This window comes from Pseudomonas fluorescens (assembly GCF_030344995.1).
Lineage (GTDB): Bacteria > Pseudomonadota > Gammaproteobacteria > Pseudomonadales > Pseudomonadaceae > Aquipseudomonas > Aquipseudomonas fluorescens_BF.
In genome coordinates this window covers 5,786,524-5,810,385 of record NZ_CP128260.1, presented here as the reverse complement: position 1 = coordinate 5,810,385, position 23,862 = coordinate 5,786,524, and the positions used below count along the sequence as shown (strand labels likewise).

At 61.2% G+C, this 23,862-nt stretch carries 19 protein-coding genes and 2 pseudogenes; 10 read left to right on the top strand and 11 right to left on the bottom strand.

Going from position 1 to position 23,862, the window contains the following annotated elements; all coding sequences use genetic code 11:
- The first annotated feature begins 27 nt into the window (after positions 1-27).
- The 4 genes from QR290_RS26110 to QR290_RS26095 all read left to right on the top strand — a co-directional run bounded on the left by QR290_RS26110 (position 28) and on the right by QR290_RS26095 (position 2,720).
- A complete protein-coding gene (locus tag QR290_RS26110; protein WP_289203901.1) occupies positions 28-753 on the top strand; it encodes a substrate-binding periplasmic protein in 726 nt (241 codons plus the stop codon).
- A gap of 133 nt (positions 754-886) precedes the next feature.
- A complete protein-coding gene (gene ribA / locus QR290_RS26105; RefSeq protein ID WP_007955551.1) occupies positions 887-1,504 on the top strand; it encodes a GTP cyclohydrolase II in 618 nt (205 codons plus the stop codon).
- Positions 1,501-1,920: an MFS transporter gene (locus tag QR290_RS26100; RefSeq protein ID WP_289203900.1), complete on the top strand. Its 420-nt coding sequence runs from the start codon at positions 1,501-1,503 to the stop codon at positions 1,918-1,920. Before ribA ends, QR290_RS26100 begins: the two co-directional genes overlap by 4 nt.
- Entirely contained in the window at positions 1,920-2,720 is an 801-nt protein-coding gene (locus QR290_RS26095; RefSeq protein WP_289203899.1) for a cobalamin-binding protein, read from the top strand. Before QR290_RS26100 ends, QR290_RS26095 begins: the two co-directional genes overlap by 1 nt.
- On the opposite strand, the gene QR290_RS26090 is transcribed toward QR290_RS26095, so the two are convergent.
- From QR290_RS26090 to QR290_RS26070, 5 genes are all read right to left on the bottom strand, one after another.
- Complete coding sequence (locus tag QR290_RS26090) at positions 2,717-4,600, bottom strand: TonB-dependent receptor domain-containing protein (RefSeq protein ID WP_289203898.1); 1,884 nt, start codon at positions 4,598-4,600, stop codon at positions 2,717-2,719. The two genes, QR290_RS26095 and QR290_RS26090, sit on opposite strands and share 4 nt — an antisense overlap.
- 167 nt (positions 4,601-4,767) lie before the next feature.
- Complete coding sequence (gene dxs, locus QR290_RS26085) at positions 4,768-6,666, bottom strand: 1-deoxy-D-xylulose-5-phosphate synthase (protein ID WP_289203897.1); 1,899 nt, start codon at positions 6,664-6,666, stop codon at positions 4,768-4,770.
- A gap of 91 nt (positions 6,667-6,757) precedes the next feature.
- Positions 6,758-7,645 carry a (2E,6E)-farnesyl diphosphate synthase gene (gene ispA, locus QR290_RS26080; RefSeq protein WP_064599720.1) on the bottom strand — a complete coding sequence of 296 codons (888 nt, stop codon included), beginning with the start codon at positions 7,643-7,645 and terminating at the stop codon, positions 6,758-6,760.
- Positions 7,642-7,884, bottom strand: a complete 243-nt coding sequence (locus QR290_RS26075; RefSeq protein WP_007894317.1) for an exodeoxyribonuclease VII small subunit — start codon at positions 7,882-7,884, stop codon at positions 7,642-7,644. Before QR290_RS26075 ends, ispA begins: the two co-directional genes overlap by 4 nt.
- A 79-nt stretch (positions 7,885-7,963) precedes the next feature.
- Positions 7,964-9,109 carry a Fic family protein gene (locus QR290_RS26070; RefSeq protein WP_289203896.1) on the bottom strand — a complete coding sequence of 382 codons (1,146 nt, stop codon included), beginning with the start codon at positions 9,107-9,109 and terminating at the stop codon, positions 7,964-7,966.
- 276 nt (positions 9,110-9,385) lie between these two features.
- Here QR290_RS26070 and QR290_RS26065 point away from each other — a divergent pair, with 276 nt between their 5' ends.
- Genes QR290_RS26065 through QR290_RS26040 form a run of 6 tightly spaced genes read left to right on the top strand, consistent with a single transcriptional unit; the run spans position 9,386 to position 19,575 of the window.
- On the top strand, positions 9,386-10,177 hold the full coding sequence (locus QR290_RS26065; RefSeq protein WP_289203895.1) for a YfaP family protein: 792 nt from the start codon (positions 9,386-9,388) through the stop codon (positions 10,175-10,177).
- Positions 10,178-10,228: 51 nt separating this feature from the next.
- Complete coding sequence (locus QR290_RS26060) at positions 10,229-11,941, top strand: DUF2138 domain-containing protein (RefSeq protein ID WP_289203894.1); 1,713 nt, start codon at positions 10,229-10,231, stop codon at positions 11,939-11,941.
- A complete protein-coding gene (locus QR290_RS26055; RefSeq protein WP_289203893.1) occupies positions 11,911-12,576 on the top strand; it encodes a DUF1175 domain-containing protein in 666 nt (221 codons plus the stop codon). Before QR290_RS26060 ends, QR290_RS26055 begins: the two co-directional genes overlap by 31 nt.
- On the top strand, positions 12,573-17,138 hold the full coding sequence (locus QR290_RS26050; protein WP_289203892.1) for an alpha-2-macroglobulin family protein: 4,566 nt from the start codon (positions 12,573-12,575) through the stop codon (positions 17,136-17,138). Before QR290_RS26055 ends, QR290_RS26050 begins: the two co-directional genes overlap by 4 nt.
- A 1-nt stretch (position 17,139) precedes the next feature.
- Positions 17,140-18,759, top strand: a complete 1,620-nt coding sequence (locus tag QR290_RS26045; protein WP_289203891.1) for a DUF2300 domain-containing protein — start codon at positions 17,140-17,142, stop codon at positions 18,757-18,759.
- Between the two features lie 3 nt (positions 18,760-18,762).
- The gene (locus QR290_RS26040; protein WP_289203890.1) at positions 18,763-19,575 is read left to right on the top strand and encodes a YfaP family protein; all 813 of its coding nucleotides are present in this window, start codon (positions 18,763-18,765) and stop codon (positions 19,573-19,575) included.
- Between the two features lie 43 nt (positions 19,576-19,618).
- Here the strand turns inward: QR290_RS26040 and darG are convergent, their stop codons facing one another.
- The 6 genes and pseudogenes from darG to ppa all read right to left on the bottom strand — a co-directional run bounded on the left by darG (position 19,619) and on the right by ppa (position 23,842).
- Complete coding sequence (gene darG, locus QR290_RS26035; RefSeq protein WP_289203889.1) at positions 19,619-20,704, bottom strand: type II toxin-antitoxin system antitoxin DNA ADP-ribosyl glycohydrolase DarG; 1,086 nt, start codon at positions 20,702-20,704, stop codon at positions 19,619-19,621.
- A pseudogene (darT, locus tag QR290_RS26030) lies at positions 20,701-21,159 on the bottom strand (type II toxin-antitoxin system toxin DNA ADP-ribosyl transferase DarT); the annotation flags it as partial. The gene darG and the pseudogene darT, both read right to left, overlap by 4 nt.
- Positions 21,150-21,350 (bottom strand): annotated as a pseudogene (locus tag QR290_RS26025) (winged helix-turn-helix domain-containing protein); the annotation flags it as partial. The pseudogenes darT and QR290_RS26025, both read right to left, overlap by 10 nt.
- A gap of 128 nt (positions 21,351-21,478) precedes the next feature.
- Entirely contained in the window at positions 21,479-21,910 is a 432-nt protein-coding gene (locus QR290_RS26020) for a hypothetical protein (protein WP_289203887.1), read from the bottom strand.
- 442 nt (positions 21,911-22,352) lie between these two features.
- A complete protein-coding gene (locus tag QR290_RS26015; protein ID WP_289203886.1) occupies positions 22,353-23,093 on the bottom strand; it encodes a S24 family peptidase in 741 nt (246 codons plus the stop codon).
- 221 nt (positions 23,094-23,314) lie between these two features.
- Positions 23,315-23,842 (bottom strand): inorganic diphosphatase, encoded by a 528-nt coding sequence (ppa, locus tag QR290_RS26010; RefSeq protein WP_007933577.1) that lies wholly within the window; start codon positions 23,840-23,842, stop codon positions 23,315-23,317.
- Positions 23,843-23,862 lie beyond the last annotated feature (20 nt).

The window sequence follows — 23,862 nt, the reverse complement described above, 5'->3', positions numbered from 1 at the left end:
TTCCAGGCGTGAATGAGGGACGCAGGGATGACTCGACGCTGGTTGGCGATAGTGGTTTTGACCTTGCTTGGCGCCATGGCCCAGGCACAGGACGCGCCGCCGTCGGTCATTCACCTGGCCAGTGAAGATTGGGAGGACTACACCGCCGCCGATGGCCATGGCCTGGGTTGGGACGTGCTGCGCAAAGTGTTCGAGCCGGCTGGTGTGACGCTGGATATCCGCACCGTGCCCTACACCCGTTCGGTGGGGCTGGTGCAACTGAAGGAAGTCGACGCACTGGTCGGCTCCTACCGCGGTGAAGCCGAGCAGGTTTTGTACCCGAAATGGAATTTCGATTCCGACCACATCTACGCGCTCGGCCTGGCCAGCAATCCGTCGCCGACCCAGGCGACCCTGGGCAAATACCGACTGGCCTGGGTGCGCGGCTATCGCTACGAAACCTACCTGCCGAACGTCAAACGCTTCAACCAGATCGAGCGCCGCACCGGGATCCTGTCGATGCTCAAACAGGGGCGGGCGGATTACTACATCGATGCGCTGACGGAAATCGAAGCGGTGGTGAGAAACGCCGCCGATCCGTCGCAGTACCGTTATTCACACCTGGCGGAGTTGCCGCTGTACCTCGGTTTCGCCGACACCCCGCAAGCCCGCGCACTGATGTCGATCTACGACCAGCGCATGGAGCAACTGGTGAAAAGCGGCGAGTTGAAGCCGATCTTCGAGCGCTGGAAACAGCCGTATCCGTTCGAGTAAGGGCGATAAGGGCGGGCCTGTTATCAAACTTTTTGATAGTTATCCCCGATAATTCAGCCTAAGCGCCTGCGGGAACCTGCTGTTACAATGCCGCCCAGCGAATCTTCAGACTTTTCAGATCAGGAGCACACCGGTGCCTGTCGTTTTTGTCGCCGCTTCCAAGCTGCCAACGCCTTTTGCGCAATTCACCATGCACGGTTTTCTCGATGAAGCCACCGGCCGCGAGCACGTCGTGCTGAGCCTGGGTGAGATTGCCGACGGTGCCCCGGTACTCGGCCGTCTGCACTCCGAATGCCTGACCGGCGATGCCTTGTTCAGCCAGCGTTGCGACTGCGGTTCGCAACTCGAAGGCGCACTCAAGGCCATCGCTCGCGAAGGTCGTGGCGTATTGCTGTACTTGCGTCAGGAAGGACGCGGCATCGGTCTTTTGAACAAGATCCGTGCCTACGAATTGCAGGACGGCGGCGCCGACACCGTTGAAGCCAACGAGCGTCTGGGCTTTGCCGCCGACCAACGTGACTACGCCATGTGCCTGCCGATGCTCGAGCATCTGGGCGTCAAATCCCTGCGCCTGATGACCAACAACCCGCGCAAGGTCAAAGCCTTGACCGACATGGGCATCGTCGTCGCCGAGCGCGTGCCGCTGCACACCGGCCATAACCCGCACAACAAACTCTATCTGGCGACCAAGGCCAGCAAGCTCGACCACATGATGGGCAACGAGCATCAGGGTGAGGTAGACCGGGCGTGACCCGCGGGCAAGTGCGGCGCCGTCTGTCGATCGCCTGGTGGAAATACCTGGCGCTGGCACTGGTGCCGCTGTTCGTGATCAACGCTGTTTTCGGCCAGGGCGAGGCGATTCTGCCGGTGGCGGCGATGCCTTTCTTTATCGCTGGCGTGGCTTCGATGTTTGTCAGCCTGAAATTTTTCGGGCGCTACAAACATGCGCTGATCGCCACGCAAAAAGCCCTCGATACCCCTGAAGAACCCGCTGCCTGGATTGCCCTGGCGGCGAGCCTTCGCAGTGCATACGTGGTCGCGGCGCTGCCGGCATGGATTGGCGCGCTGGCGGTGTTTGTCGGCCTTGAAGCGGTGCCGCTGATGTTGCTGGCGCTGTCCACGGCGGTGCTGTTCTACCTCTACCGTATCCCGCGTCAACTCGCTTGATGCGTCGTCTCTGGCTGGCGGTTCTGCTGCTGGCCGTCAGCGGTCAAGCGCTGGCCGCTCTGCGGGTGGTCAGCCTCGCGCCATCCCTGTCTGAAATCGTTGTCGAGCTGGATTCGGCGGATCTGCTGGTCGGTGTGCTGGATGCCGGTGAGCGGCCATCCGCGATCAAGGACGTGCCTTCGGTGGGGCGTTACGGCCAGCTCGACATGGAGCGGTTGCTCAGCCTCAAACCTGACTTGTTGCTGCTATGGCCCGGCAGTGTCGGCCCGGCGCAGCGTGATCAGCTCAAGCGTTTGAACATCCCGACGTTCGTTGCCGAGCCTCACAGTTTCGAGCAGTTGCTCACGCAGATCGAAGCCATCGCTGCCCAGCTTGGTCGTCCTGAACGCGGGGTTGAGCGAGCGACCGGATTACGGCGCAAGCTTGATGAGCTGCGCCAGCGCTACCGCCGTGAAGCACCGTTGCGGGTGTTCTATCAGGTCTGGGACAAGCCGCTGTACACCGTCGGTGGCGGGCAGATCATCAGCGATGCGCTTGAAGTGTGCGGCGCGCGCAATGTGTTCGCCGACCTGACGCTGCCAGCGCCGCAGGTGAGCATCGAAGCGGTTTTACAGCGTGGTCCCGAAGTGATACTTGCCGGCGATCAGCCGCAACTGGATGCGTGGAGCGCGTGGCCGCAGGTGGCAGCGGTCAAGCACGGGCAATTGCTGCTGGTCACCGACAAAGGCCTTGAGCGCCCGAGCGGGCAGATGATCGAGGCGACTGCCAAGCTCTGCCAACTGATCGCGCCGGATCGTTAGAGCTGCGGCGTCCAGGTCACGCCTAACATGAACGCCCGACCTTCCTCGCGATAGCCATACTGACTGCCGTCATGGCTGTACAGCGCGCGGCTGTAACCCTTGTCCAGCAGGTTATCGACCTTGAAATCCAGCTTGATCTCACGATTCAGCGCCCAACTGCTGCGCAGCCCGAGCAGCGCATAACCGCCCAATGGTTGTTGATTGTTCAGGTCGTCATAACTGCTGCTGACGGCCTGCCAACTGGCGCCTAGACCGAGGCGATCAAATTGCCGGTCCAGATCCCAGCTCAGGGTGCGACGGGCACGACGCGCCAACGTGTGGCCGGTGTCGCGGTCACGCGGATCGATGATTGCCACGCCGAGGTTGCTCTGCCAGCCGAACAGCTCCTGTTTCAGCGCTGCTTCGAAACCGTTGATCCGCGCCGAAGCGACGTTTTCAGGGCGTGAGTTGCTGCCGAAGATGATCGCGTCTTCCAGATCGGTCCGATACAGCGAGGCTTCCAGACGAGTGCTGTCACTCAACTGACTGCGCCATTGAAGCTCGTAGCTTTTCGAGGTTTCCGGTTTCAGGTCGGGGTTGCTGAAATCCGGGTAATACAGATCGTTGAAGGTTGGCGCGCGGAAGCCTTCGCTGTAGCTGAGCAGCAGATCGTTGTCCGGATTGACCGGCAACGTCAGCGTGCCGCTCCAGCTGTTCTGGCCGCCGAACTGCTGGTTGTCATCGCGGCGCAGACCCAGTTCGGTGGAGAAGCTGTCAGCCTGGAAGCGATGCTGGATGAACGCGGCGCGGTTCCAGCGGCTGTCTTCGTCGAACGCGGTGCTGCTGTTGATCCGGTCTTCGTACCAGTCGCCGCCAAGGATCAGGCTGTTGCGCGCATCGAGGGTCAGGTCGTTCTGCCAGGTCACCGAATCACGGTAGGTGTTGAACACCGAGCGTTCGTCGCTGAGCTTGTCGAAGGTCTTCTCGCGGTTTTCGCTGTGGCCAAGCTCCAGGCGCGATTTCCAGCGTTCGTTGATCCGCGCGTCGATGTAGCTGCTGAAACTGCTGACGGTGAAGTCGCTATAAGGCTGCTGCTGGAGGGAGTCGAAGGTCACCGGGTCGAAGCGCCCGAACGGGTTGTCGAACTCGCTTTTGCCACGGTTATCCAGCAGATTGGCGCCGACTTCGATGTCATCGGTCAACGCATGGCTGAGGCTCATGCTGATGGATTTATTGCGATAGGCGTCATGATCGCTGTCGCTGGGGTACGACTCGTGGGTGCGGTCGAGGCCGGCGGTTTCGTCGAGGCTGGCGCCGAGGTTGAAACGGGTTTTCTCGTCTCCGCCGGACAGACCGACACTGCGCTCCCAGGTCTGATTGCTGCCGAACCCCACATGCATCCGAGGCTGCAAGCCTTGCTCGCCACCGCGCCGTGTGAAGATCTGAATCACCCCGCCAATCGCATCGCTGCCGTAAATCACCGAGCGCGAACCGCGCAGCACTTCCACGCGTTCGATCTGTTCGATGTTCAGGTGTTGCAGGTTGCTGTCGCCGGAGGTGGAATTGCCGATGCGCTGGCCGTCGACCAGCACCAGGCTCTGCGCCGATTGCGTGCCACGGATGTAAATACCCGGAAGACTCCCGCGCCCGCCGGTTTGCGCGACTTGCACACCGGGCACTCGTTGCAGCAGATCGGTGACGCTGCGCGGTTGCAGGCGCTCGATGTCTTCGCGGGTGAACACGGTGTTGGCGGCGCTGCTGTCGTTGCGTGCTTCGACCTGGCGGTTGGCGCTGATCAGCATGTCCGGCAGCTTCAGGGCCTGATCGCGTTCGAAGGTGTCGGCGAGGGCGTTGGCGGAGGGTAGCAGCAGGAGGGGCAGGGCGAGGCGCGAGAGGTTCATCGGTTTCCGTTGGTATTTCTGGTGTGTACAAAATTTCTAGCGACACAAAACACTGTGGGAGCGGGCTTGCCCGCGAAGGCGGTTTGTCAGTCAACTCATTATCGACTGATCCGACGCCTTCGCGAGCAAGCCCGCTCCCACATGGGGTTTTGCGTTTATCCAGCGAATTAGCGGTTAAGCAGTTCCAGTCGCTCACGCACCGCCGCTTCGATCCCGGCCTCGTCCAGCCCGCACTCGGCCAGCATCTGCGCCGGTTTGGCGTGCTCGACGTAAACATCCGGCAAGCCCAGGTGCAGCACCGACTTGAGGATGTTCTCGCGGGCGAGGAATTCGCTGACCGCGCCACCGGCGCCGCCCATGATCGCGTTCTCTTCGATGGTCACCAGCAGGTCGTGGCTGTTGGCGATTTCGCGCACCAGCGCTTCGTCCATCGGTTTGACGAAACGCATGTCGACCACGGTCGCGTCCAGCGTCTCGGCGACTTTCAGGGCTTCGGCCATTTGCACGCCGAACACCAGCAGGGCGACCTTGCTGCCCTGACGACGCACCACACCCTTGCCGATCTCGATCGGTTCGAGGTCTTTCTCGATGGTCGCGTTCGGGCCGGAGCCGCGTGGATAACGCACCGCCGCCGGGCCGTTGTACAGGTGGCCGGTGGTGAGCATCTTGCGCAGTTCGTTTTCATCGCTCGGGGTCATGATGACCATGCCCGGGATGCAACGCAGGAACGAAAGGTCGAAGCTGCCGGCGTGGGTCGGGCCGTCTTCGCCCACCAGACCGGCGCGGTCGATGGCGAACAGCACGTCGAGGTTCTGCACCGCGACGTCATGCACCAACTGGTCGTAACCGCGTTGCAGGAACGTCGAGTAGATCGCCACCACCGGTTTCGCGCCTTCGCAGGCCATGCCGGCCGCGAGGGTCACGGCATGTTGCTCGGCAATCGCCACGTCGAAGTAGCGCAGCGGGAAGCGTTCGCTGAACGCCACCAGATCCGAGCCTTCCTTCATCGCCGGGGTAATGCCCACCAGACGCGGGTCGGCAGCGGCCATGTCGCACAGCCATTCACCGAACACGCCGGAATACTTCGGCCCACCGGCCTTTTTCGGCGCAGCGGCCGGGGCGTCCAGCGGTTCGAGTTTGGTGATGGCGTGGTAACCGATCGGGTCGACTTCCGCCGGGGCGAAGCCTTTACCCTTCTTGGTGACGATGTGCAGGAATTGCGGGCCTTTCAGATCGCGCATGTTGCGCAGGGTGGCGATCAGGGTTGGCAGGTCGTGGCCGTCGATCGGGCCGATGTAGTTCCAGCCCAGCTCTTCGAACAGGGTGCCGGGAACCAGCATGCCCTTGGCATATTCTTCGGTACGACGGGCGATTTCCCAGGCGCCGGGCAGGCGCGACAGCACTTTCTTGCTGCCTTCGCGCATGCTCGCGTAGGTACGGCTGGAAAGGATCTTCGCCAGATAGTTCGACAGCCCGCCGACGTTGCGCGAGATCGACATGTCGTTGTCGTTGAGGATCACCAGCATGTTGGCGTCGACTTCCGGTGCGTGGTTCAGCGCTTCGAAGGCCATGCCGGCGGTCAATGCGCCGTCGCCGATCACCGCAATCGCCTTGCGATCGCTGTTCTGCAGGCGGGCGGCGATGGCCATGCCCAGCGCCGCGCTGATCGAGGTGCTGGAGTGACCGACGCCGAATGTGTCGTACTCGCTCTCGGAGCGGCGCGGGAAGGCGGCGATGCCGTCCTTCTGGCGCAAGGACTCCATGCGCTCGCGACGACCGGTGAGGATCTTGTGCGGATAGGCCTGATGACCGACGTCCCACACCAGCCGGTCGTCCGGGGTGTCGAAGACGTAATGCAACGCGATGGTCAGCTCGATGACGCCCAGGCCGGCACCGAAATGCCCACCGGTCTGGCCGACCGTGTAGAGCAATTCCAGGCGCAACTCATCAGCCAGGGTTTCCAGCTCGGCTTCGCCTAACCGGCGCAGGCCGTCCGGCGTGTTCGCGCGGTCGAGCAGGGGCGTGGTCGGGCGCTTGCGGGGAATCTCATGAAACGTCGTGGGCATCAGGCGAATCGTTATAGGTATAAAAGATGCGGCAGTTTACCTGATGCATCGCCCCCTGCCCACGCGTTGGTCTTTTTTGGCTGATTAGCCTTCAGTTACGCCGATCGACGATATACCGGGCCAGATCGCGCAACGGCTCGGCAGCCGCGTCAAACGGTCGCAGCGCGTGCAGGGCCTGATCGCGCAGTTCCAGCGCGTAAGCCTTGGCGGCGTCGAGGCCGAGCAGCGCCGGATAGGTCGGCTTGTCGCGGGCGATGTCGGCACCCTGGCGCTTGCCGAGGGTTTCGGTATCGCTTTCGACGTCGAGGATGTCGTCCTGGACCTGGAACGCCAGGCCGATGGCCTGTGCATAAGTCTGCAGGGACTTCAATTCATCCTTCTCGGCACGGCCGCTGGCCAGGGCGCCGAGTTTGACGCTGACTTCGATCAGCGCGCCGGTCTTGTGCCGGTGCATCTGTTCCAGCGCTTTCTGATCGAGCTTCAGACCAACCGAGCCTAAGTCGATGGCCTGACCGCCGACCATGCCGGCCGGGCCTGCCGCGTGCGCCAGCGCCGTGACCTGTTGCAGGCGGATATCCGCGCTCAGGTCGCTCAGGCGCGGGTCGAGCAAGGCGCTGAACGCCAGGCTCTGCAAGCCGTCGCCGGCCAGAATCGCGCAAGCTTCATCGAATTTCTTGTGGGTGGTCGGCTGGCCACGACGCAGATCGTCGTCGTCCATTGCCGGCAAATCATCGTGTACCAGCGAATACGCGTGGATCAGCTCAACCGCACACGCCGCGCCGTTGGCCTGTTCGGCCTTGCCGCCAAGGGCTTCGCAGGCCGCGTAAGCCAGCAGCGGACGCACGCGTTTGCCGCCGTTCATCACGCTGTAGCGCATGGCTTCGTAAAGGCGCGCCAGTTCTGGCAGCGGGGCGTTGAACAGGGTTTCCAGAGCCGCATTAACGCGCGCCTGGCTGGTGGCCGAATACGCTGCAATCATTCTGGCTGATCCGCGTCGAAGGGTTCCTCGGCGAGTTCGCCATCGCGCTCCAGCAACACCTGGACCTTCTGCTCGGCCTGGGCCAGCGCCGCCTGGCAGTCACGGGTCAGGCCGATGCCCTGCTCGAAAGCGGTCAGCGAGTCTTCCAGCGACAATTCACCGTTCTCCAGACGCTCCACCAGCGTTTGCAGGTCGGCGAGGGACTGTTCGAAATCCAGTGCAGCTTTTTTGCGGGCCATGGCGGCTAATTCCGGTTGACGTTAAACCGGCGCGACACTAGCAGATAGGGGGGGTATGGGCAAATGAGCGGGGCTTGGATCACTCTGCGGATTTGCCTGGAAAACTGATCTGATAGCGCGTGCTGCGTCCACCGCCGGGCAGGCGTTCGAGACAACCTTTTTCCAGCAGCTCCGCCAGATGTCGGGTCGCCGTCGCCTTGGAGACTTTTGCCACGGCCTGATACTGCGCCGCACTGATACCGTGCTCGAAACCGCGTTCACCACCGTCGAGCAAGCGGTTGAGCACTTTGATCTGCTCCACCGACAGCTCGGATTCCCGGTGCGTTTGCCAGAAACGTGACTTGCCCAATACGCCTTCAATCCGCGCAATGGCCTGTTGCAGGCTGCGCAGCAGGGTTTGCAGGAACCATGCGAGCCAATCGGTGATGTCCAGCGTGGCTTTCTGGCTGGATTCGAGAATCCGGTAATAGCCAGCGCGGTCGTCGAGAATGCTGGCGGACATCGCATAAAAACGAATCGCCTGCGCTTCGCCCTGAGCCAGTGCCAGATCGGTGAGAGTGCGGGTAAGGCGGCCGTTGCCGTCATCGAACGGGTGCAAGGTGACGAACCAGAAGTGCGCGATGCCTGCTCGCAGCAAAGGATCGAGGCCTGCCTGATGCTGACTGGCGTCGAACCATTTGAGAAAACTGTCGAGTTGTCGCTCTAGCCCTTGTCGCGGCGGTGCCTCGAAATGCACAGTCGGACGGTCGATTTGTCCGGAAACCACCTGCATCGGCTCATCGCCGCGTAGGGCGCCGACATTGATCGCGCGTGAAAAGAAGCCGTTTTCCTGCTCTGGAAACAGCCACGAATGCCATTCCAGCAAACGCTCCAGCGTCAGCGGTTCGGCAAGGCGGCGGGTGGCATCGAACATCAGTTGAGCCAGTCCCTCGCTGCGTTGACTGACTTTGTCGTCATCAGGGGATTCCAGCCCCAGGCGCCGAGCCAGTGAAGATCGCACCGATCCGACATTCAACTGCTCACCCTCGATGGCCGAGGAGGTCACGATGTTCTGCAGCAACGCGTCCAGCTCAGTCTGAGCGCTCAGTGAATGGCCCACCGATCCCGCCATGCCCATCAATTGACCTTGTGCCTGAACACACTCGCGCAATAACAGTGACAGATGTTCCGCCTGCCAGTTGAAGTCGGGCCAATCGGGCTGCTGCCAGATCCAGTGAGTTGCCATGAAATGCAGTTCCTGAGTGCGTGAGCCGAATAGAAACGCTATTCGGCTCATTTTGTGAGCCGAATATGACGCCTATTCGGCTCATCGTCCACCCGAGTGCGTGATTCCCGCCGCATTTCAAGGTGTATCCGATTGTTAAAAAACTGCCGAATCGCTAACCTTCGCGCCTTCTACGACCCGACAGTCACGGGTCTTTCAGACGAAACGCAGTTTTCACCGCTGTGAAGTACCGAGGATCGGGTGCAAGGTTTCGTCAGGCATGGCAGGAGGCATCACATGCGTTCACTTCTTTTGCTGCTGATCGGGTTGGCCTGCGCGCCCGCGCTGCTGGCGGCGCCGAGCGCGGAGCTGTCGGAGCCGGTGGGTGGCTGGCGCTATCACGGGCTGCTTGATCGCACGGAAAACCCGCAAGTCGCCTATCCCACGCCGCCCATTGATCGCGGCGTCCAGCGCAATCGCACGATGATCGAGGGTCAGCTCAAGGCCATCGGGCATCTGCGTCCGCCTCACAGCCTGGCAGTGAATGGCAATCCACTGAATCTGTACACCGACGACCAGGGCCGTTTTGCCCGGCCCTATGCGTTCGGCGCCGGCTCCAACAGCGTCGAGGTGATCAGCGCCGACGGCCAGTCGCTCAAGCGCGTTCAATTCTACGAAGCCAACAATTTGCGCACGCCGGCGCGGATCCGCGTGGTGCTCGGTTGGGACGACCCTAAAGCGGAACTCGACCTGCACGTCATTACGCCTGACGGCCAGCATGCTTTCTGGGCGCGTCCGGCGATGAGCAACGGCGGTGGCCTCGATCCGGACGGCGTCGACGGTCCCGGCCCGGAAATGTTCACCATGACTGCGCCGTTGCACGGCACCTATCTGGTTTACGTCAACTATTGGGGCAACTTCGGCAACGACGGCTATAACTTCGAGGAGACCAGCAACCAGAACGAGGTCATCACCTCGCAGATCACTCTGGTGCTCAACGAAAACACCGTCGACGAAAAACGCGAAACGTTCATCGTGCCCCTGCGGGCCATCGGTGATCTGCTGCTGGTCAAGACTTTCAACTATTAAGCATCCCGCACCACGGATGAACTGCCGAGCTTTGGGAACATGAGCGAGAAGATGAGCGAAAACACTGCGACCCCGGCTACCGACGTGCCCGCCGCCAAACCTTCCCGGCGCTGGCCGTTGCTGGCGGTCGGGCTGTGCCTGGTGGCCGGCGTGGCGGGCGGGCTCGGCTGGCTGATGCACAAGCCCAAGGCGCCGCCGGCGGAATTGGCCAGCGACAAGCTCGGCCTGAGCCGCCCGGACGTGCTGCTGGAAACCCGCTCCCTGAGCCAGTTGCCCAAGGACTTGCTGACGGTGCCGTTCCTCAAGGCCACGCTCACCGAGGATTTCGTCTTCTATTATGAAACCCACGCCGACCGCCTCGGCTTGATCGGCAGTCTGCGGCGGATCATCTACGAGCATGGCCTCAAGCTGCAGGACAGCCTGATCGAGCAGCTCTTCGATCAACCGGCAGACGTGGCGCTGTGGCGTGGCGCCGACGGTCGCTTGAAGGATTTCCTGTTGGTGATGGATCGCGGCGGGTTGGCCAAGGTGCTCGAGCCGCTGGCGAAAGTCGCGCTGGATGATTCGCAACTGAGCGTGTTCAGCACCCTGAAAGTTGGCGGCGACGAAGTGCCGCTGTATCAACTGACCTACAACGCCGGCAAATCCCTGCTGTTCGCTTCCCGTGGCGACAAACTGGTGGTGTTGTCCAACCCGACCAAACTCTACGACCCGGAAAGTGGTGCTTCCGAAGAGTCCGGCCATGTTTCGCCGCAAGCGCTGTCGGCTTTGCTCAACGGCGAAAAACTGTTCCCCGAAGCATTTGGGCTCACGGCCAAGACGCCGGAAACCAAACAGCGTCTGTCGGTCAATTCCAGCGTTCTGGCCATGGGTTACCAGCGTTTCATCCCGAACTTCGCCGGTTTGCGTTTCGACATGGACGACAAGGGCTGGCACAGTTATCTCGCGATGGATGAGCTGGAAAACCAGCCGGACTTCGATTTCAAACCGGTCTGGCAGGCCATGCCGCTGGGCGCTAGTGCCTGTGTGACCTTGCCGGTGGCGGCCGAGCCGCAAAAACCGTTGCTGGTGAAACTCGGCGCGGAAGAAGCCGTGGCGCAGAAGCTCACCGAGCACGTGGCCGGCGCAGCGGGCCTGTGCTGGTACGCCGATTCGCGGCTGTACACGCCATTGCTGGTGGCCAGTCTGAACGACGAAGACAACGGCAAACTCGACGCGGATATCGGCACGCTGTTCGATTCGATGGTCGGCGCCTACGAAGGCAAGGTCGACGAGCACGCGTTCCCGGTGGTCGAGAAACAGGAAGGCCAGAGCCATCTCTGGCAGCGTCAGGTCAGTTCCAACTTCGGTCCTTACGCGGCCAAGGATGCCGAGGACCCGGACGCGATCACCGGCCGTGCCTTCATGAAAGTCAGCCTGGCGCGTCATGGTTCGACGCTGCTGTTTTCCCTCGACGACAAACTGGTCGACAAAGCCCTCGGCACCCTCGACAAACGCTTCCCGCCGATGGCCGATGTGTTGCCCAAAGACGTGCTGATGCCGATCTACTTCGGTCCGGATTCGATGGCGCAATTGATCCAGCAGGAAACCCTCGACAGCCTGCCGCAGGACATGGAGCCGGTGTTCTACAACGCTGCGCAAACCTACCTGATCCCGAAACTGCGCACCCTCGGCGGCATGGGCAAATACGCCCTGACCTTGCCGGAAGGCAGCGAGCCTGACGGTCACTGGCAATGGCTGCCGCTGGAGTGGAAAGCGCTGTGACGTCGCTGATCCGCAGCCTCGGCTTGCTGGCGTTGTTGCTCAGCGCCGGTGCTCGAGCCGTTGAGGCACCCGCCCTCGATCCGCAGCAGTCCCAGGTCTTTCGCGCCTGGTTCGTGCGCATCGCCCAGGAACAATTAAGCAAGGGCCCGAGCCCGCGCTGGTATCAGCAGGACTGCGCAGGGCTGGTGCGTTTTGCCGCCAACGAAGCGCTGAAGGTGCATGACGACAAATGGTTGCGCAGCAATGGCGTGTCCAATCGCTACCTGCCCCCGGAGCTGGACCTGAGCGCCGATCAGCGCAAGCTCGCCCAGCAATGGCAGCAGGGCGGCGGCAAGGTCGGGCCCTACGTCAACGCGATCAAACTGATTCAGTTCAACAGCCATCTGATCGGCCGCGACGTGTCCCAGGCACGGCCCGGCGATCTGATGTTTTTCGATCAGGGCGACGACCAGCACCTGATGATCTGGATGGGCCGCTACATCGCCTATCACACCGGCACGACCACCCCAACCGACAACGGCATGCGTTCGGCAAGCCTGCAGCAACTCATGACATGGAAGGACACCCGATGGATACCCGACGCAGCCAACCCCAACTTCATCGGCGTCTATCGACTGAACTTTCTCTCCCAATGACCGGTGCCCGCATGCTGCGTTTACTGCCTTTTCTGTTGCTGTTAGCCCTGCCGTTTTCGGCCGTGAATGCCGAAGACACCGTGGAGCCAAGCGGCTACACGCCGGTCTCCGGTGAGAGCTTTTTCCTGCTGGCCGACAGCAGTTTCGCCGCCGACGAACAGGCGGTGGTGCGCCTCGAAGCACCGGGTCGTGACTATCGCCGTTTCCGCATGGAACCGTACGGCGGCGCCGATATCCGCGTGTACAAGATCGACAAGCCGCTGGACTTCCTCAAGCGCCAGAAAAACCTGCACCGCGTGGTCAGCGACGGCCAGTTCAAGGGCGAAGGCCTGTCGAACACCCTCGCGTACCTGTGGGACAACTGGTACCGCAAATCCCGTCGCGTAATGCAGCGTGCGTTCTCCTACGAGTCGCGCCAGCAAGTCACCGAAGAAGTGCCGGAGCTGAAGATGGGCAACGCCATCGCCGCGCCGACGCCGTACGACGCGCAACCGCAATTCGCCCTGATTCCGGGTCTGCCGGTGGTCAGTCAGTTCCGCTATCCGCTGTGGCAGGCCAAACCGATCCAGCCGCCGACCGGCGTCAATCTGGCCGGGTCTTCCAGCGAGTTCGTCAGTGTTGCGCCGGGTAACGTCTACATCCCGCTGGGCAACTTGAAGCCGGGTCTGTATCTGGTCGAAGCGCTGATCGGCAAGTACCGCGCGACCACCATGGTTTTCGTTTCCAACACCGTCGCGGTGAGCAAGATTGCCGGCGACGAATTGCTGGTGTGGGCCGCGCGCAAACACGAAGGCAGCTCGGTGCCGAAGGTCAATGTGCTGTGGACCGATGGCCTCGGCGTGATGAGTAGCGGCGCCACTGATACCGATGGCCTGCTGCGCCTGAAACACGTCAGCCCGGAGCGTTCGTTCGTGATCGGCGAGGACGAAGAGGGCGGGGTATTCGTCTCGGAAAACTTCTATTACGACAGCGAAATCTACGACACCAAACTCTATGCCTTCACCGACCGGCCGCTGTATCGCCCGGGCGATTGGGTGTCGCTGAAAATCGTCGGCCGCGAATTCAAGAACGCGCGGGATTCGGTGTTGCCGGGGGCGGCGGACGTCAATGTCAGCGTGCTCGATGCCACCGGCACCGAGTTGCAGCGTCTGGATCTGAAGCTCGATTCCAAGGCCGGAACCCAGGGCCGTTTCCAGTTGCCGGACAACGCCGTGGCCGGTGGTTACGAGCTGCGTTTCAACTACAAGGATCAGGCCTACAGCAGCGCGTTCCGGGTGGCGGAGTACATCAAGCCGCACTTCGAAATCTCGCTGAATCTGGCCAAGCAGGATTACCGCACTGGCGATCCGGTGAAGGGCAGCCTGGTGCTGCTGTCCCCGGACGGTAAACCGGTGGCCAACGCCAAACTGACTCTGAGCCTGCGCGCCCAGCAACTGTCGATGGTCGACAACGAGCTGCAATACCTCGGGCAATTCCCGGTGGAGCTGACCAGCACCGAACTGACCACTGACAGCAAAGGCAACGCGACCCTCGACCTGCCGGCCGCCGACAAACCGAGCCGCTACATGCTCACCGTGTTTGCCAGCGATGGCGCGGCGTATCGGGTCAAGACCACCAAGGAAATCCTCATCGACCGAGGCGCCGCCAGCTTCCGCCTGACTGCGCCGCAGCGTTTCAGCGCGGTCGGTGACAAGGTCGCATTCAGCTACGCCAATGAGGGCGGCAGCGTGCAGGCGCAGGCCGTTGTGCCGAGCAGCTACAGCTGGGTTCGACTCGAAGACCAGACCATCGGCGAAGGGAAACTGGCGGCGAAAGACAAAGGCTTCAGCGTGACGTTCGACCGTCCGGGGACCTACAACCTGTCGCTGAAGGATCAGTTTGGCCGGGTGCTTGGTGGCACCGGCCATTCGGTCACTGGCGACGGCGTGAAGGCTGTACCGGGCACCGTGGAAATCGTCCTCGACAAACCGGAGTACAAGGCCGGCGACGAAGCTCTGGCGCTGATCACTTTCCCCGAACCAGTCAGCGATGCGTTGCTGTCGTTGGAGCGTGACAAGGTCGAAGCCACCGCGCTGCTGGCCAAGGGCGGCGACTGGCTGAAACTGGAAAAACTCAGCGAAACCCAATACCGCGCACGCATCCCGGTGAAGGACAACTTCGCACCGAACCTGACGTTCTCGGTGCTGTACACCAAGGGCGGTCAGTACAGCTTCCAGAACGCCGGGATCAAGGTCGTCGCGCCGCAGATCGACGTGGCGATCAAGACCGACAAAGAGACCTATCAACCGGGCGATACCGTGACGGTCGACCTGACCACGCAGTTCGCCGGCAAGGCTGTGCCGGCGCACCTGACGGTCAGCGTGGTCGACGAAATGGTCTACGCGCTGCAACCTGAGGTCGCGCCGACCATCGACCAGTTCTTCTATCACCCGCGCCGCAACAACGTGCGCACCAGCGCCAGCCTGTCGTTCATCAGTTACGACGTCGCGTTGCCGGGCAGCCCCGGCGCGCCGGGCAAGGCCAACCGCAGCGAACGCGGGGTGAAAGTGCTGGAGCGGCCGCGTCGCGAAGACGTCGATACCGCTGCGTGGCAGCCGGAATTGCTGACCGACGCCGACGGCAAGACTCGTTTCACCTTCAAGATGCCGGACTCGCTGACCCGCTGGCGCATCACCGCGCGGGCGATTGCCGATGACGGTCAGGTCGGGCAGAAGAAGCAGTTCGTGCGCTCGGAAAAACCGCTGTACCTGAAGTGGAGCGGGCCGAGCAAATTCCGCAAGGGCGATCAGCCGCAGCTCGGCGTGTTCGCCTTCAGCCAGGCCGAGAAACCGGTCAAGGCTGAGCTGGTGACGCACTACGCCGGCGCCGAACAGCGTCTGCCGGTGACCCTCAATAACGGCATCAACTACCTGCCGCTGCCGGCCTTCGCATTGGCCACTGGCGAATGGACCTCCGAGCTGGTGCAGGACGGCAAGACCGCCGACTCCCTCGCGGTACGCCTGACCGCCACCGGCGAAGGCTGGCAAGTGACGCAGACCCAGAGCCTCGACGTGGCCAGCGGCGACACGCCGTTGAGCCTGCCCGCAGACGCCACCGACATTCGCCTGCGTCTGGATGACAGCCCGCAAGCGCTGTTCCGTTCGGCCCTCGACGATCTGCTCAGCTATCCGTACGGCGGCGTCGAGCAGACCGCCAGCCGTTTGCTGCCGCTGAGCATCGCCTATCCGTCGCTGGCGTCGAGCCCGCAGATCCGTGACCGCTTGCGTTTGATCATGCAGGACAGTCGTCTGCGTCTGGTGCAAATGGCCGGGCCGTCGGCGAGCTTCACCTGGTGGGGTTTCGACGGTGAGCCGGATGCGTTCCTCACCGCTTACGCCTATTACGCCGACTGGAACGCCAGCCAGGTGCTGGAGCTGACCCTGCCGCCGGAGCACTGGCAGCGGGTGCTGGAGGTTTACGCCAAGCAGGCGCCGAACACGCCGTTGCTGCAACGGGCGCTGATTCTGTCGTTCGCCAAGCAGATGCATCTGCCGGTCAACACGCTGCTCAGCGGTTTGATGGACGATCTGGCCAAGGCCGGTGAGGGCAATGCCGAAACCCTGATGGACGATGGCGAAGACAGTCTGGTGATGGGCGATCCGGATTCGGCACTCGGTCTGGCGGCGGCGCGGGTCTTGACCGCCTCGCTGGCCACCCAGTCGAAAGTCGCTTTGCCCGACGCGTTCAATCGTCAGCTGGGCGCTGCGCAACAGCGTTTGGCCGTCAGTTCGCAGCCGTTTGCCGAAGCGCTGAACCTGTCGCAGCAACCGTTCGATCAGTCTCGCGCGACAGCGTTGTTGCAACGCCTGTTGCCACAGCAATCGACTCTCGAACGTGCGCTGGCGCTGACCTGGCTGCAACGCAGCATCGCCCAGGCGTCGCCGACCATCGCGCTGGCCCCGGGGGAAGGCTGGAAGAAAAACTACGGCGCGACCGGCGAGATGTACTGGACGTGGCAGGGTGCTGCGCCGGTGCCGAGCGTGTTGTCAGTGTCGGGCACTCAGGAGCGTCCGTTGCGTGCCGCGTTGAGCTTCCAGACTCAACAACCGGCAGTCGATCCGATCGCGGTGTCCATCACGCGTCGCCTGTCGCGTCTGGTGCCGGGTGACGAAGCCTTCACCTTCAAACTGGAGCCGGTCGGCACTAAACCACTGTCCAGCGACAGCCTGTATCTGGACGAAGTGATCCTCACCAGCAAAGCACCGAAACCGCTGCGCTACGGCATGCTCGAAGTGCCGCTGCCGCCGGGCGCGGATGTAGAGCGCACCACGTGGGGCATCAAGTTGCAGGGCAAGGACGGCACCGAGCCGACCGCGCTTGAGAAAGCACGTTTCGAACCGGGCCAACTGGCCTACGCGGTGCCGGTGGATGCGCTGAGCGGTGAATTGCGTTTGCGGCATCTGGTGCGGTTCTCGCAGAAGGGCCAGTTCAACCTGCCGCCGGTGCGCTTCACTCAGGTCTACGCGCCGCAGCATCAGGCCCAGGAGGCGAAAGCCGCCCTCGGTCAGGTCACGGTCAACTGACATGAACCGGCCGCTGCTGTGGCTGCTGATGTGTCTGATTCCTGCGCTGGCGACGGCGCAGGATGAGCCACTGCGACTGGCGTACAAGGGCGAATTGCTGTCACTGAACACCACGCAACTGACCGCTCGCGAGCCGTTGCCGTCGTCGCTGGATGCGCCGCTGGGCAGTCTGTGGAAGGTGTTCGTTTACGCGTGGCTGGTGGATACCGGCGCGCGGGAACCGGCTTATGAATGTCGCGGCCAGTCGAAGGAAGAAGTCTATTGCTGCACTGCTGGCGGCAAGATCGAGCGTGATCAGGCGCTGGTGAAATCCTGCGGGCTGTACTTCGAGCCGGCGCGGTTGGGCATAACTGCTGGCGATTGGAGAACCTATTGGCAGGCGCGACAGGCGCCGTCGTGGTTGCTGGATTTGCCATCGGTGCAACCGGCTACTCGGGTTTCCGTGGCTGACTTGCTGAAGGTTTTGTCTTGGTTGCCGGCTCAGGATCAGCTGCGCCGGGTGCTGCTCGACGTGGTGCTGAACGCGGCGGACGGTAATGTCGTCGGCGAGCTTGGCGGACGTTTGCGGGTGAAAACCTGGAGCTGGCTCGGCGATCAGGACCCGCAATCACGGCAGGGCGGATTCGCCGGCTGGACGGCGGACGGCTCGCCGATCTGGGCCGGTGGCCGGGGCACCAGTCAGATGGTTCTGCGGCATTTCGGGGCTGCGTTGGCGACGGTGTTGCCCACGTCATGGCCGGCGGAAGCAGGGCGTTGTGTTGAGGTCGGACTGTTCTCGCGCTACCCGGTTTCGCGGGTTCTGTCGGGTGAGCGCGTTGCGGGCTCCGGCCCGTTGCAGGGCGATTTCCGTGTCGAATTCGCCAACGGCAATGCGCTGGATATCCACAGCGACGGCGAGCTGTTTCTGCTCAACGACAAACTGGTCGCCCGGCTGGATCGCGAAGAGTACGTCGCCCGTGTGCTGGAGCGTGAAGCCAAACCCGAACCTGCCGAAGCCGCCAAAGCGTTGGCCGTGGCAATCCGGACGTACCTGCTGCAAAACGCCACGCGCAACGGCGAATGTTTGAGCATCGACGACAGCAGCACTCGCCAGCGTGTTGCACCGCGTCCGGCCTCCGCCGAATCCCGCAACATTGCGGCGTGGACGGCGGACCTGGTGTTGGCCGGCAGCACCGTCACCTATCACTCCGATCAACCTGGCCCCGACAAACTGGCCTGGCAAAAAGCCGTCGAACAAGCCAATGCCGGCCAGCGTTACGACGCGATTCTGTTGCACGCCTATCCACGAGCGAGCCTTAGCCGTTGGGACAACCCGGTAGCGTCCTGCGAATCACTGCCTGCCGCACAAGACTGGCTGCAAAAACAACGACGCGGCTGGCGTCCGAGGCTGGAAAGCGAAACCGGCTACAACGAAGTCAGCACTTTCGCCGTCTGCAAACTCGCGTTCGGACGGCCCTTCGTCGACCGCGAACGCCAGCGCATCTACGTGCGCGGCGTGCTGTCGTTGCAGGATCGCCTCGACCTGACTCACGAATACCTGCACCTGGCCTTTGAAGCACACCCCAACGGCCAGGATGAAACCTACATCGAAGGGCTCGCCCGTCACCTTTTGCTGGAATAGACCATGACACTCCGTTATCCACAGGTCTTGCTGTTGCTCTGCGTGCTCAATGCATTGCCAATGGCGATGGCCGCCGACAGCGTCAAACTCGACACCCCGGTCGGCGGCTGGCGCAGCGGCGCGCCCGAAGGCGAGGGCGAGAGCTTTCGCCAGACGGTCAACTACCCGGCCTCTTCGGTGAACACCCCGCTCGGCCAGGCCAACACCGCGCGCATCAGCGGCGAAATCAAAGCCACACCGAAAAACAAAGAACCCGGTCGCCTGATCGTCAACGGCGTCAGCATGCCGCTGAAAATCGACGACAGCGGCCGCTTCGACCGCCCGTTCTCGTTCCCCAATGGCAGCAACAGCGTCGAAGTCCGCAGCCCGGACGGCCAGCAACGGCACCGCACCCAATTCCTCAACGCCAGCGGCGGCGCCACCCCGGCCAAACTTCGCGTGCTGCTGTCCTGGGACAGCGACGGCACCGACCTCGACCTGCACCTGATCACACCCGACGGTGCCCACATCTGGTACGGCGATCGCGTCGCACCCAATGGCGCGGCCTTGGATGTCGACGTGACCACCGGTTACGGCCCGGAAATCTTCGCCATGCCGGCGCCGATCAAGGGGCAGTATCTGGTGTATGTGAATTATTTTGGCGGTGGTTATCGTGGGGATGATGAGGGTGGGGAAGAGGCGGTGCAGCCGCTGACTACGGCGCAGGTGACGGTGATTACCGAAGAAGGGACGCCGAGCGAGAAGATGGAGACGTTCGTGGTGCCGATGCGGGCGGTGGGGGAGTTGACGTTGGTTAAGTCGTTCAGCTATCCGTGAGGGTAATTGGGCAGTTGCTCGCTGCCCAATTCTATTCAATCACTCAGGCCGCTAATTCAGGTCGGAAGCTGCTGGTGGTCAGACGCTTGAGCGCAATATCAAGAGACTGATCATCGAACAGTTTGCTCTTGCGGGCCGCAGCACCGGCGCCACCGTCCCAGTGCTTCAATGCTTCGCGCACCGCAGGAACGGTCGCCGAAACTCCCTCCTGGCTCAACAGCCAGTCAACTGTCGCCAGCAACTCCATGCCGAATGGCGATTCAAAACCGTCAATGAGCTGAGCTGTGCGTTCCAATGCTTGAGAGTATTCCTTGGCCTCAGTCTTGAGATAAGCCTGCAAAAAGGCTTTGCGTTCTTGATCAAACCAGATCACATCGCTAATGCCAGCGTCACTGATTCGCTTGTCACAATGCAGATAGCTGCCATCAAGGTTATCGAGCAGATGCTCCAGACGGTTAGCGTACGGGCCGTATTTATGTGCGACGAACTTGAGGTTGAGCGGGTTTTCAATTTCCGGCAGCTTCTCGATAGTGCGCTCAAGAAACCAGGCCAGTTTCTGGATTTCCAGCAGGCTGCATTCCATGCCCAACACCCAATAGCGTCGAACCAGTTCGGCGATAAGGGCACGAGCTGGCGTGAGTTTCTCTACACCGCTGCGCTTGGCGACATTCAGATATTGATTGGTAGGCTCGAACACCAGTACGTCGACATCCAGATCCCCCAAAATCTCAACGATTTGTTCACGGACTTCAGGCCACTTCAACCCACCATTACCAGCGCCTAGTGGTGGGACCGCGACGGATTTCACGTCGTTCTCAATCAGAAAACGACGCAGGTCATGCAAACCTTCCGTTATCCAGGCCATCTGCGAGGGTGAACGCCAGTGACGTTTGGTCGGGAAATTGACGATCCAGCGAGGGCCATCAAGCTCGTTGGTGGCGGTCACGTGCATCTTGCCGGTTTCAACTTCCTTGGCCTTGCACGCCGCTGCGTAAAGACGATAGTTCTGCGCAAAGCGCTCTTTGAACATCAATGCGATGCCTTTCCCCATCACGCCCACGGTGTTCACCGTGTTTACGAGGGCTTCGGTCTTGGCTTCCAGCAGGTTGCCTTGGGTAAATCTGATCATTGGAAATACCATTTGGGACGCGCATGGACTGGCAACGTCAGGCCTCTAGCGGCTACGTTTTGTTCTATGCGTTCTTTCATTGCATCGGTGTGGCACATGATGCCCAGTAGTCCCGTAATCGGTAAGTGATGGTGGATCAGCGCTTCGGCTTGATAACGCTCCATTTTACGAGGGTCATCAGGATCGCGCTTGAAGTCGCGCCGTTGGAGGATAGACCAATCGATCTGGTCGAGATTCGCCAGATCGCTGTAATAGTCTGTCCAACCCGGATAGGCATGTGCGTTTGTGAAGACAAACGGTAGGCCGAGCTCTTCAACGCGATAAAGGCTTGAGACCAGAATCACGATCTCGTCATTGCTGCGTTGCTGCACGCTCCAGCCGGAGTGGATGTTCTGCATCATCACCGAGAAGGGTGTGAAATAGAAGGGCACGTAATAGGCCAGGACTTGAGTCGGTCGTGCGCCCAGCCTGATCGGTTCTTGTAGGTAGCCTGACCACTGGCGATCAGTTCTTCGCGCTGAGCTTCAGTCAGTTGCAGCATTTTTGCTGCTGCTTCATGGGCGTCCCGAGCGATTGCACCCTCGGGTTTTGTGGCGAGAAATCGCAGGATCGGCTCAATGAACTGATCGTAGGTTGGAACGGACATGGGCGCATCCCTGTGCTGAAAGTGTTCGTGGCGATCGGATGGTGATTGTAAATCAATGGTGAATATGGAGAGCTTCGAGACGAAAACCTTGGCAAGTGAAAGCGTAAGTCGCTATGTCAGTTCCACCATCAATCCGGAAAAACGCCGCAAAGTGCGTTGCCTTGGTAGCCATGAACGATCGGCCCCAACGTCATGAGTGGGCCGCACGCGTAGAAGGGGGATGGCACTTTTTGTTGTGTGTTGAGCAGAACGACTTCGTTGCCGGTCTCGTCGCTGCCGAATGATTGCTCTTGATACGAAGTGCACAGCGGCAGCTTCAATGGCACAGGAATGACTAGCGCCCAAACGGTAATCCCGCACCATTCTCGCGTGGGTGTCGACGTTACCGTTCTGCTGATTTTTGGAGTGACTGACCGATAGGTCTGCGCTCGGTAAGCGTCAGTCTTGGCGGTGGTCTTTTCCGGGAGCGATACGATTGCTCCAACGCATCCTGAAAGACAGAGGCACAGGGCGGCTGTCATGGCAGCTGACTTCATGTGTGAGCTGATGGTTTCGGGCATCAGTTTTGAACGTCCTTGTGGGGTGATTCGAGCATTCAGAGTTGCCGTGGCTTCCAGCAGGCGAGGCTCTGTTGTGCAAGCATGGTTGCACTGCGCTCTACCGATAAAACCCGGCCCCGGCCGGTTTTTCAGCAGGCATTAAAAAGCCGGCTTGTGGCCGGCTTCTCGGGGACTGGCTTGGTTTATTTTTGGTAAACCGCGCCAGCCTTCAAAACGTACACCCGGATCTTGCGTCCGGCTGTGGGACTTGGTCAGACAGTGGTCTGCCGCGTCAGGCGTCATCTGGGCCGCTTGGCGGGTCGATGCGCGAATGTGGGGCGCAGGATACTGAGTTTTGCTTCTGATTCCCAGCTTGAAGTGCGGTTTAGAGCGATCAAACTGGAGAAAATCCAGAATTTGTACCGACTTTCAGGGCCTCATCGCCAGCAGGCTGGCTCCCGCTTCAGAGAAACGGCACCACCGGCCGGCGCTTGCCCAGGGTCGACCACCAGAACACCCACCCCAACACATGAATCCGCTGCTCCTCGATCTGCGCCGCCCGGAAGATTTCGTCCGGATATTCCGCGCTGTTGTGGCTGCGCAGGCGCAGGGCGTTGCCGGGCATGCGGTGCAGGTATTTGATGCGCAGCATGCCGTCGTGTTCGATGGCGTAGATTTCGCCGTCCACCACCTGGGTGAGTCCGCGGTCGATGGCGAGGGTGGAGCCGTCTTCGATTTTCTCGGCCATGCTGTTGCCGATCATGTGGGTGCAGATGGCGTCGGTGTGGCGGATTTCCAGGGCTTCGAGGTGGCTGCGGGGCAGGCGGATGGTCTGTTCCGGGTCCTTGATGACGTGGGTCTTGCCGGAGCCGGGGGCGGTCGGGGTTTCCTTGTAGAGGGGCAGTTCGATGTCGTTGGTTTCGAGCACCGTGTAGATGCCGCGAATCGCATGGGCATCGAGGATGTCGCCCGAGTCCGTATGCAGATGCGGGGCGTCTTTCGGGCCTTCGCCGGTCTTCAGCCATTGGCTGTTGACGGACAACAGGCGAGAGACTTCTTCCATGCGGTACGCGGGTACGCCCCGGGTGTACCAGTTATGAACGTTTTGGGCTTCCGTGCCCCAGAACTTTGCGAATCCCGTGGTGGTGATGTTCGCAGCTTCCAGGAGTGCCTTGAATCTTGGACCGCTAGTGTTCTTTCTCATAAACACGAGTCTACGGCCGGCCTAGAGCGGTTTGAATAAACCTTGCGTTCAAAATCAGGGCAAATTTTGCGACGGGATGTAAGACGTCCTTGTGGGAAATTACACACACCAAAACTTTTCTGTAGGCCGCTATAAACAAGCTGTTTAAGCACTTGGCGGCCAGGCACAAAAAACCCCGGACCAACCGGGGTTTTCTTCAAACGTGTCGAAGGTCGTGAGGCTTAGCCTTTGTAGGCAGCAACCGACTTGGTGATCGCGGCGCGGGCGGCGTCTGCACCGTCCCAGCCTTCGATTTTCACCCATTTGCCTTTTTCGAGATCTTTGTAGTTCGCGAAGAAGTGCTCGATCTGCTGGATCAGCAGGGCTGGCAGGTCGGTGTATTCCTTCACGTCCACGTACAGCTGGGACAGCTTGTCGTGTGGGACTGCGATGACTTTGGCATCGCCGCCGCCGTCGTCGGTCATGTTCAGGATGCCGACCGGACGCGCGCGGATCACCGAACCTGGAGCAACCGGGTAAGGGGTTACGACCAGCACGTCCAGGGGATCACCGTCGTCAGCCAGGGTGTTCGGGATGTAACCGTAGTTGGCCGGGTAGAACATCGGGGTGGCCATGAAACGGTCAACGAACAGGCAATCGCTGTCTTTGTCGATTTCGTATTTGATCGGCGCGTGGTTGGCCGGGATCTCGATCGCGACGTAGATGTCGTTCGGCAGGTCTTTGCCAGCCGGAATCTTGCTGTAGCTCATTGGGCGTTGCCCCCGTTAGT